Below are 2,486 nucleotides of genomic sequence, written 5' to 3'. Positions count from 1 at the left end.
CCGATGATCCCCCGCCCGCTCCGCGACCTGCCGCGATGCGCCGGTTTCGGGCTGAAGCCCGACCATTATGCCGACGTCCTCGCGGCGGCGGAGCGGGGCTCCCCGCCCGCCTGGGCCGAAGTTCACCCCCAGAATTACTTCGGCGCAGGCGGGCCTCCGCACCGCTGGCTGACCGCGATCGCCGAGCATGTGCCGCTGAGCTTTCATTCGGTCGGGCTGTCGCTCGGATCGGCGGCGGGCGTGGACCGCGGCGAGCTCGAGGCGCTGGCGGCGCTGTGCGTGCGCTATGGGCCCGCTATGGTGTCGGACCATCTGAGCTGGAGCAACGGGCCGCGCGACAAATTTCCCGACCTGCTGCCCGTTCCCTATAGCCATATGGCGCTCGACCATTTTGTGGCCGAGGTCGGCCGCGTCCAGGATCGGCTGGCGCGTCCGATCCTGATCGAGAATCCGTCGCGTTACCTCGCCTATGCGGGTGACGACTGGAACGAGGTCGATTTCCTCCACGAACTGTGCCGCCGCAGCGGCTGCGGCCTCTTGCTCGATATCAACAATGTCGAAGTGTCGGCGTTCAATCTCGGGCTCGATCCCGCCTCATGGCTCGACGCCTTCGATCCGCGCCTCGTCGGCGAAGTCCATGTTGCGGGTCACGCGCGCAAGGATGACGATATGGGCGGGACGATCGCGATCGACGATCATGGATCGGCGGTTCGCCAGAGCTGCTGGGATTTGCTCGCAGCGTTTCTGGAACGCGCCGGGCCGAAACCGGTGCTCGTCGAATGGGACAGCGATGTTCCCGGTTTCGCCGTTCTGATGGCCGAGGTGGCAAAGGCCGACGCCTTGCTTGCGCGTGAGCCGGTCGATGCGTGACGCGCAGGCGGCGATCGCCATAACCTTGCTGCATGGCCCCGACCATTTGCCCGCGGGGATGTTCGCGGGCGATACGGCGGCGGTGCTGCGCGGGCTGCGCGTTCATGCCAACACGATCTCGCACGCCCGGCTCGTTGCGCTCGAAGAAAGCTTTCCGCGAACGCGCGATTATCTCGGCGAGGCCGAGTTCAACCGGCAATCGCGCGCCTTCGTCGAAGAGGGTGGATCGCAAGGACGGTCGCTGACCGATATCGGCGCGGCTTTTCCCGAATGGTTTGCCGATCCGCTGGCCGCCGACCTCGCCCGCGTCGAACGGGCCTGGCTCGAAAGCTATCATGCCGAGGATGCGCCCGTATTGGCGCTGCCGGATCTTGCCGGGCTTGGCGAGGCCGGATTGCTCGACCTCCGCGTCAAACGCCATCCCGGGGTGCGCGTGGTCGCGCTGGCCAGCCCCGCCGCGCCCCTCATCGATGCGGCGCTCGCCCCCGATACAACGGCGCTGCTCGTCACGCGGCCCGATGCCGAGGTGCGGCTGTTTCCCCTTCACGCTGCCGCTGCCGCAGCGCTCGCGATGGCAGATGAATTTTCGCCGCTCGGTAACGTCATCGCGCATCTGGCCGAACTGCATCCCGAGGGCGGAACGGCGATTGCAGCGCTCATCGGCGCAGGGGCATTTGAAAAGGCTTGAAAAGATGAACCGGATTGTCGGATTCTACGATCGCGGCGTGCGCCTTGCGGCGTCGCATATAACCGAAGGTCTTGCGCTGCTGCTGCTGCGCATCGCGCTGGCCGGCGTCTTCTGGCGCTCGGGGCAGACGAAGGTGGTCGAGGGCAGTTTCCTGCAGATCGATCCGTCGCAATATGACCTGTTCGGCAGCGAGTTTTCGGGGTTGCCGCTCGATCCCGTTTTCGCGGTCCCGTTGACGACCTATGCCGAGCATCTCTTTCCGGCTTTGCTGCTCCTCGGACTTGCGACACGGCTGTCGGCCGGCGCGCTGCTGGTCATGACACTGGTCATCCAGATCTTCGTCTTTCCCGACGCATGGTGGCCGGTCCATTCGCTGTGGGCGGCGATGGCGGCGATCCTGATCGTCCGCGGCGGCGGGCTGTTCTCGCTCGACGCGCTTGTTGATAGGATGCGGCGCAAATGAGCATCGACGAGCCTTCGCTGGCGCATCTGATGGCGGCCTCGCAGCGCGGCGACCGCGCCGCCTATCGCGCGCTGCTGGCCGATTGCCGCAAATGGCTCACCCGCTATTTCGCGCGCCGGATCGCGCCCGGTCACATCGACGACCTGGTGCAGGAAACGCTCGTGTCGATGCACCGCAAGCTCGCGACCTGGGACAGCAGCCGGCCTTTCCTGCCGTGGCTGGCGGCGATCGCGCGCTATCGCTGGATCGACATGCTGCGCCGCCAGCGCGACGAAGCCGAACTGGGCGACAACGATGCCGCGGTCGGTGCCGAGGATGAGGCCGTCCACGCAAAGCTGAGCCTCGACCGCCTGCTGACACTGCTGCCGGCAGGGCAGGCACAGGCGATCACGCTGGTGAAGATCGAGGGCGCCTCGATTGCCGAAGCCTCGCAGATTTGCGGGCAAAGCGAATCGCTGGTGAAGG

General features: G+C 66.3%; 4 protein-coding genes. All 4 read left to right on the top strand.

The window, feature by feature from the left end; translation table 11 throughout:
* A partial coding sequence (locus VGD20_RS00115) for a DUF692 domain-containing protein (protein WP_331132503.1) occupies positions 1-870 on the top strand: 870 nt, incomplete at its 5' end.
* Positions 863-1,558 (top strand): DNA-binding domain-containing protein, encoded by a 696-nt coding sequence (locus tag VGD20_RS00110; protein ID WP_331132502.1) that lies wholly within the window; start codon positions 863-865, stop codon positions 1,556-1,558. The genes VGD20_RS00115 and VGD20_RS00110, both read left to right, overlap by 8 nt.
* A 4-nt stretch (positions 1,559-1,562) precedes the next feature.
* Complete coding sequence (locus tag VGD20_RS00105; protein ID WP_331132501.1) at positions 1,563-2,021, top strand: DoxX family membrane protein; 459 nt, start codon at positions 1,563-1,565, stop codon at positions 2,019-2,021.
* Positions 2,018-2,486: sigma-70 family RNA polymerase sigma factor (locus tag VGD20_RS00100; RefSeq protein WP_331132500.1), on the top strand; the 469-nt coding region annotated here is incomplete at its 3' end. The genes VGD20_RS00105 and VGD20_RS00100, both read left to right, overlap by 4 nt.

This window comes from Sphingopyxis sp. (genome assembly GCF_036402335.1).
Taxonomy (GTDB): Bacteria; Pseudomonadota; Alphaproteobacteria; order Sphingomonadales; family Sphingomonadaceae; genus Sphingopyxis.
The sequence above is the reverse complement of the archived record's forward strand: the minus strand, read 5'-3'. Positions and strand labels throughout refer to the sequence as shown.